Origin of the sequence: [Pseudopropionibacterium] massiliense (assembly GCF_900607225.1) — a bacterium.
In the GTDB taxonomy this organism is placed as follows: Bacteria; Actinomycetota; Actinomycetes; order Propionibacteriales; family Propionibacteriaceae; genus Arachnia; species Arachnia massiliensis.
This window is the reverse complement of record NZ_LR027842.1, coordinates 1,860,811-1,867,515: the sequence shown is the minus strand read 5'-3', so window position 1 is coordinate 1,867,515 and position 6,705 is coordinate 1,860,811. Positions and strand designations below refer to the sequence as shown.

Sequence of the window (6,705 nt, the reverse complement as noted above, 5' to 3'; positions counted from 1 at the left end):
GGTGTCCTGTTTTGTGTTTGCGAGCTTCAGGGGGGCGCCGCCCTCCATGGGGTTCGGGATGCGGAGGGCGACCAGGCCGCTGTTTCCTTCGAGGGTTGCTGTTACTTCCGTGGTTTGGCCGGGAAGAATCGAGGGAAGGTTGGCGTCGGCTTGGGTGGAGGCCACCGTTCTCGCGGATTCAGGGGTGGATTCTTGGGGGTTGAGGAGGGAGAACTCCAGTGGCCAGTTGTAGTAGAAGGGGGCGACGCCGCGGTTGGTGAGGTGGATGCTGACTTGGGTTTTTCCGTCTGTGACGACGGTGCGGGTTTGTGTGACTGCGAGGTCGTAGCCCAGTGCGGCGTGGGCCTTTGTTGCTTTCTCGAGTGCTGCTCCGCTGTAGCCTTCTGAGAAAGCCTTGTGGTTCACGAGCCAGGTGGCGTGAGTCTGCTTCGTGGCTTCGCCGAAGTCATTCACGAGGTTGCAGTCCTTGTTGTTGAACGCGCAATCCGAAACTTGGGGAAGGACTGCGCCTCCTAGGGCCTCGGTTTGCCACCGGTTGGTCAGCTGGTACTGCTGCAAGCGGGGCATGAATTCCCAGCCGATGAAGCGCCTCGTCTGCTTCGCCGCGAAGTAGTCATCGTGGAAGCCAACCTTGACGTTCTCCAGATCCGGTCCGGGGCTCCTGTTCAGGAGTTTCGTGGTGTTGAAGGCCGCGTCCCATGCTTGGTAATAGGAGAGTTCCACCTCACGAGTGGGCATCCACTGCTCTCCGTTTGCATTACCGGTATGCGACGTGCCGTCCATCGGGTAGGTGTTCTGATCGCCGCCAAAACCGATGAGGCCGGTGGTGATGTAGCCGATCCGCGGGTCCCCATCATAGTTCTTGCCGAACTCCGCGACGAAGTCCTTGATCAGCGACTGGACCCTCGGATCGTTGTAGTCGGGTGAGAAACTGACCTTGTTGTTGTCGTAGAAATTGTACTTGCGCGACTGGTCTATGCCATCGGGTCCCAGCAGGTAGTCGGGAACCCCGGTGGGCTTGGTCGGGTAGTCGAGGTAGAGCTGGAACACGGCCTGGTGCCCACGGCCCTTGATCTCCGCTAGTTTGGCTTCGAAGGTGGACCAGTCGTAGCTGCGTTCCCCCTTCACCACGGCGTTGAGCGGCAGTTGGAACCACTCCATCGTGTGAGGGAAATTGACTGCATTGCCTTCGGGTGAGACGAAACCTTTCAACGGGTTGTCCGTACGGGCATCCGTGGTTGTCAGGTCGTGCCAGCCGGTATCGGCACGGGCCTGCCCCGTGCCACATGCGATGCTGAAGGACAGAGCAGCAGCGACTACGGCCGTTGCCACCGCCTTCCACCTACTTGTGTGAGTCATCATGCTCCTTGATGTCGATCCCCCCACAACCCCGAGGCTTGTTCGCAGCTTCCCTGAAGCTGCGAACAAGCCTCCTTGACTGCCGGGGTCGCGGCGCCGCCGCGATCAAAGTCAATTTTTGGACATCCCCGGATTCAAAGCCTGCGTGAGCTGCATTTGATTCGGGGCACCGTCTATACGGAGCCCAGGGTCAGGTATCCCTCGATCTCGGTGTCCTGTTTTGTGTTTGCGAGCTTCAGGGGGGCGCCGCCCTCCATGGGGTTCGGGATGCGGAGGGCGACCAGGCCGCTGTTTCCTTCGAGGGTTGCTGTTACTTCCGTGGTTTGGCCGGGAAGAATCGAGGGAAGGTTGGCGTCGGCTTGGGTGGAGGCCACCGTTCTCGCGGATTCAGGGGTGGATTCTTGGGGGTTGAGGAGGGAGAACTCCAGTGGCCAGTTGTAGTAGAAGGGGGCGACGCCGCGGTTGGTGAGGTGGATGCTGACTTGGGTTTTTCCGTCTGTGACGACGGTGCGGGTTTGTGTGACTGCGAGGTCGTAGCCCAGTGCGGCGTGGGCCTTTGTTGCTTTCTCGAGTGCTGCTCCGCTGTAGCCTTCTGAGAAAGCCTTGTGGTTCACGAGCCAGGTGGCGTGAGTCTGCTTCGTGGCTTCGCCGAAGTCCTCTGCATGTTCGCAGTCCACGGGCTCGTTGAACACGCAGAGTTGGATCTGCGGATATACCTCGCCCCCGATTGCCTCGGTCTGCCAGCGATCGGTCAACTTGTATGTCTCCATCCGGGCCATGAAGTGCCAGTCAGTGGTGGGGAGTGTTGATTCTGCGAAGGAGTCGTCGTGGAAGCCAACCTTGACGTTCTCCAGGTCTGGTCCGGGGTTCCTGTTCAGGAGTTTCGTGGTGTTGAAGGCCGCGTCCCATGCTTGGTAATAGGAGAGCTCCACCTCACGGGTCGGCATCCACTGTGCGCCATTGGGATTGTCCGTGTTGGAATTGCCGTCCATCGGGTACGTGTGCTGCTCGCCCCAGAAGCCGATGAGGCCGGTGGTGATGTAGCCGATCCGCGGGTCCCCATCATAGTTCTTGCCGAACTCCGCGACGAAGTCCTTGATCAGGGACTGGACCCTGGTGTCGTTGTAGTCGGGGGAGAAGCTGGTTCCGTTGTTGTCGTAGAAATTGTATTTTCTCGACTGGTCTATGCCGCCGGGCCCCAAGAGGTAGTCGGGAATCCCAGTTGGTTTGGTCGGGTAGTCAAGATAGAAGCGGAGCGCAGCTTGATGCCCGCGGCTCTTGATGGAGGACAGCTGCTTCTCAAACTCTGTCCAGTCATAGCTGCGTTCCCCCTTCACCACAGCGTTGAGTGGCATATAGAACCACTCCATGGTGTGAGGGAAGGAGGATGCATTGTTGTCGAGATTTTCGTTGAACGGTGCGAAGCCCTTCAATGGGTTGTCCGTGCGGGCCTCGGTGGTTGCCAGCGTCTGCCAACCGGTGTCGGCGCGCGCCTGACCCGTGCCACAGGCGAGCCCGAGAGACAGGGCAGCAGTGATCGCTGCTGTTGCTGCCACTTTCCACTTGGATGTGTGAGTCATGGTGCTCCTTGATGTCGTTTTCCCCCGACTCCTGTTCCCCCATCCCGGCTGCGAGGCTGCTGCTTCATCGCGGCCACGGCCAAGTACACCACAGCTGGGGTGCATCCGGTCCGCATGGCGGGAGGGGTGTCGTGGCGGCAGCGTTTGTCGTGAAGAGGGCTGCGGGAGAGATGTTCGTTGTGTCGGGTCATGGGGTCGGATTGTGTGGATAGGTATCGGTGGTGTGCTCAGGGGGGATGGGACGTACGTCGCGGGAAGTCTGGGTATCGAGGTGGTGGCAATCGATGTGAGCGTCGTCCATGGTTTGCCGCACCTGCCAGTCAAGGACGTTGAGGACGCCCTGGCGCGCGAGGTCGCTACCCTGCGCATCCCGTCCGGGGAGATCGCAGCGCTGCGCCAGCAGGTGACAGACAGCCTGGAGCACCAGCAAGCAGTGGAGCAGGAAACTAGGCGCCGCTTGAAGAAGGAGCTGTCCCGCCTGGACGTCAAGGAGGAACGGTTGTTGGACCTGGCGTCGGATGGTGGGCTGGTCGGCAAGAAGTTGCGCAAAAGGCTCCGTGACCTCCAGACCCGCCGAGCCATGCTCCAACAACAACTAGCCCACACCGACGAGCAGTTGCGTCGTCAAGCCAATACCGTGCTGGCCTACCTCGACCTGTTGGCCGATCCCGCCCGGTTCTATGAGCTGGCCAGTCCGGTGGTGAAACGCAAACTCCTGACTGCTTTCTACGCCCAAATCTGGCTCGACGATGATGGCAGCAGTCTCCAGCCAGCCACCGAGCCACGGGAGATCGTGACCCGCCTCCAGCGAGCAGGGCAGCAGGCCGTCCGCCACGCCAACCACGCCGAGGGCGGGTTACTGAGGTCACGTAGCGACGCCGAAACCCCCGAAGTGGCCGAAACGGCCGCGAACAAAGCAGCGAACCGAGTTGATGGCGATGCGCCCGGCGAGACGGATTCCGATTCAAGTGCTGAGTCTCTCACCCCGGTTGCATCGGCAAAAACGCCCCCGGAGCGAAACTCCGAGGGCGTGTGTTCGAACGAGGTGAGTGTGGTCGGGACGACAGGACTCGAACCTGCGATCTCCTGCTCCCAAAGCAGGCGCGCTAGCCACTACGCTACGTCCCGGTGTCCCACTGGAGGGACCCGGTGAAGTCTACTGCACGCAGTCTCCGGGTGCCCAACGCGGGACTTCTCATTCCTTCTCGGTGCCGAGGACGCTGCCGAGCAGGGAGTTCACGATGCTTATGACGATGCTTCCCCACAGGGCCGGCCAGAAACCGTCGATGAAGAAGCCGATACCGAACTTCTGGGCCACCCAGGCCGTCAATGCCAGCATGGCCGCGTTGATCACCAACAGGAACAGGCCGAAGGTGATCACGACGAGGCAGAAGGACAGCGCCTGGGTGAACGGTTTGACGAGGGCGTTCACCGCCCCCATGATGGCTGCCACGCCGAGCAGGATCAGGACGTACTGCTGGTCGGAATCAGCGACCACCCGGATGCCCGGGATGAGCCAGACGGCCGCTGCGGTTGCGATTGCGCCCACCACGAATCTCAGGAGGATTCTCATGCATCCACGGTACTCGCCGGTTGTCCGGTGGACCGGGACGTTGCGTGAGCGGAAGGGAAACGCCGTGTCTCACGACTCCCGGTAGGGAATCAGGAGATCAGCGGTCATCGATGGGACGAACTCGATCACTGAGTAGATGGCGGCATCGTTGATGGTGAAAGGGTCGGTTCTGATGGTCGCCTCGATCTCCTCCCGGGTCCCGGTTGCGAGGATGACGCCCCCGGTCCGGGGTTCCTTGCGGCCGCTCGCCAGGAAACGACCGGCGGAGTAGTTCTCGGCAAGATACTTCCTGTGCGCCTGGAGGCTCTCCTCGACGGGAGCGAGCCCGCGATGGTAGGTCAGGTCGAGTATGAACAGATGCGCCATGAGATCGAGCGTATCGGCTGGCCCGAAGGCTTTGAAGAAGCATGCGAGCCCCCCGTGGAGCGGATGACGGGAATCGAACCCGCGTAGCCAGTTTGGAAGACTGGGGCTCTACCATTGAGCTACATCCGCGAAGCGTCGGAGAGTCTAGCAGCTTCTTGAGTGGATCCCCAGCCGAGACGATGAGTTCCTCGCTTCGAACGTTGAAGGGCCCGAGCGATACGGCGACGCGACAGTGCCTGAGAACTGTGCGGAAGCCGGTACGGCAGACTGGGAGGTGGGACGGTGGCGAGGAGCGACCCGGCAGACGCAGCCCCATGAACCGGCGGGGGCGCACGTTGCGGTTGGTTGGCCCGGATGCCCTTGGTTAAACTTGCGGCGACCATTTCAAGTTCAGGAGTCGATTCGTGCCCAGCACCGTAGAGAAGCTGAGCCCCACGAGGGTCAAGCTAACCGTAGAGATCCCCTTCGTTGACCTCAAGCCCCATCTCGACAAGGCCTACAAGGAGATCGCAGAGCAGGTCAACATCCCAGGCTTCCGCAAGGGTAAAGTGCCGGCCGTTGTCATCGATCAACGTTTCGGCCGGGGAGTGGTCCTCCAGGAGGCCATCAACGAGGCCATCCAGCCCGCGTATGAAACTGCCCTGGCGGAGGCCAAAGCGGTGCCGCTCGCCCAACCGGAGATCGAGATCACCAAACTGGAGGACGGCGAGCTCGTCGAGTTCACCGCGGAGGTCGACATCCGACCTGACTTCGATCTCCCGGATTTCACCGCCATCGAGACCACCGTGGACGCCCTGCCGTCACTGGAAGATGAAGTGGAGGAGCGCATCCTGCTGCTCCGCAAACGGTTCGCCACCACCACGGAGCTCGATCGTGAGGCCCAGGAGGGTGACGTCCTCACCATCGATCTGACCGCGTCCCAGAACGGGGAGGAGCTTCCGGAGGCCTCCGCCAGCGGGGTCACTCTCACGGTGGGCGAGAAGGCAGGAATGCTTGAAGGACTCGACGAGGCCGTCCGTGGCCTCAAGGCGGGGGAGTCGAAGACCTTCACATCCACGTTGATCGGTGGTCCCTTCCGCGGTCAGGATGCGGACATCACCGTCACCGTCACACAGGTGGCCGAGGAGGAGCTTCCTGTACTGGACGACGAGTTCGCCCAGACGCTTTCCGAGTTCGACACCGTCGAGGAAATGCGCGAAGACCTGTCCAAGGCGGTCTTGGCGCAGGCCAAGGCCGAACAGATCGCCGAGGCGCGGGACAAGATTCTGGAAGCCGCCCTCGAACAGGTCGACTTCGAAGTTCCGGCCGCTGTGCTGGCTCGTGAGCTTGAGGCCCGCCGCAACCAGATCTCCGATCAGTTGGCGCGTGCCGGGCTGACCGTCGAGGCATACCTGGAGCAGGCTGACGACGAGGATGCCGAGGACGTCGATGCCTTCTGGGCACAGGTGGATGAACGTTCCACCCAGGCGCTGCGTGCCCAGCTGCTTCTCGACAAGTACGTTGACGACAACGAGATTCCTGTTTCGCAGCAGGAATTCACCGAGCTGATCCTCCGCAAGGCCACCGAGCAGCGCACCACGCCGCAAGAAGTGATCAATCACATGATGGACCACAACCACATGTTCGAGTGGCAGCAGGAGATCCGCCGCGGCAAGGCGCTCGCCGCCATTTGTGAGGCGGCCAAGGTGACCGACTCCGAAGGAGAACCTGTCGAGATGACCCCATCGGCTCCGGAAACCGATGAGGAGGCCGAGAGCGAAGAGGGAACCGAAACCGAGACAGCTGAGGTCGAGGAGATCTCCGAGACCGAAGAAACGGAGTGATGCG

The 6,705-nt window shown here is 61.3% G+C and carries 7 protein-coding genes and 2 tRNA genes; 1 reads left to right on the top strand and 8 read right to left on the bottom strand.

Annotated elements, in window-relative coordinates; genetic code table 11:
* From E0E39_RS08270 to E0E39_RS08240, 8 genes are all read right to left on the bottom strand, one after another.
* Positions 1-1,212 (bottom strand): DUF4832 domain-containing protein (locus tag E0E39_RS08270; protein ID WP_165444700.1); only part of this gene is annotated, 1,212 nt, incomplete at its 3' end.
* A gap of 320 nt (positions 1,213-1,532) precedes the next feature.
* Positions 1,533-2,939, bottom strand: a complete 1,407-nt coding sequence (locus tag E0E39_RS08265; protein ID WP_165444699.1) for a DUF4832 domain-containing protein — start codon at positions 2,937-2,939, stop codon at positions 1,533-1,535.
* A gap of 187 nt (positions 2,940-3,126) precedes the next feature.
* Positions 3,127-3,534, bottom strand: coding sequence for a hypothetical protein (locus E0E39_RS15765; RefSeq protein ID WP_165444698.1), 408 nt, complete (start codon positions 3,532-3,534; stop codon positions 3,127-3,129).
* A complete protein-coding gene (locus E0E39_RS08260) occupies positions 3,535-3,774 on the bottom strand; it encodes a hypothetical protein (protein ID WP_130874310.1) in 240 nt (79 codons plus the stop codon).
* 217 nt (positions 3,775-3,991) lie between these two features.
* Positions 3,992-4,067, bottom strand: a tRNA-Pro gene (locus tag E0E39_RS08255).
* A gap of 67 nt (positions 4,068-4,134) precedes the next feature.
* Positions 4,135-4,512: a phage holin family protein gene (locus E0E39_RS08250; RefSeq protein WP_130874309.1), complete on the bottom strand. Its 378-nt coding sequence runs from the start codon at positions 4,510-4,512 to the stop codon at positions 4,135-4,137.
* 69 nt (positions 4,513-4,581) lie between these two features.
* Complete coding sequence (locus E0E39_RS08245; protein ID WP_207302457.1) at positions 4,582-4,878, bottom strand: YciI family protein; 297 nt, start codon at positions 4,876-4,878, stop codon at positions 4,582-4,584.
* A gap of 55 nt (positions 4,879-4,933) precedes the next feature.
* Positions 4,934-5,007 (bottom strand) — tRNA-Gly (locus E0E39_RS08240).
* Positions 5,008-5,282: 275 nt separating this feature from the next.
* On the opposite strand from E0E39_RS08240, the gene tig reads away from it, so the two are divergent.
* Positions 5,283-6,701: a trigger factor gene (gene tig / locus E0E39_RS08235; protein ID WP_130874308.1), complete on the top strand. Its 1,419-nt coding sequence runs from the start codon at positions 5,283-5,285 to the stop codon at positions 6,699-6,701.
* The last annotated feature ends 4 nt before the right edge of the window (positions 6,702-6,705 follow it).

Coding starts and splice junctions, on each gene's coding strand:
- E0E39_RS08265 (WP_165444699.1), bottom strand. CDS start 2,939: ATGACTCACACATCCAAGTGGAAAGTGGCAGCAACAGCAGCGATCACT.
- E0E39_RS08250 (WP_130874309.1), bottom strand. CDS start 4,512: ATGAGAATCCTCCTGAGATTCGTGGTGGGCGCAATCGCAACCGCAGCG.
- E0E39_RS08245 (WP_207302457.1), bottom strand. CDS start 4,878: ATGGCGCATCTGTTCATACTCGACCTGACCTACCATCGCGGGCTCGCT.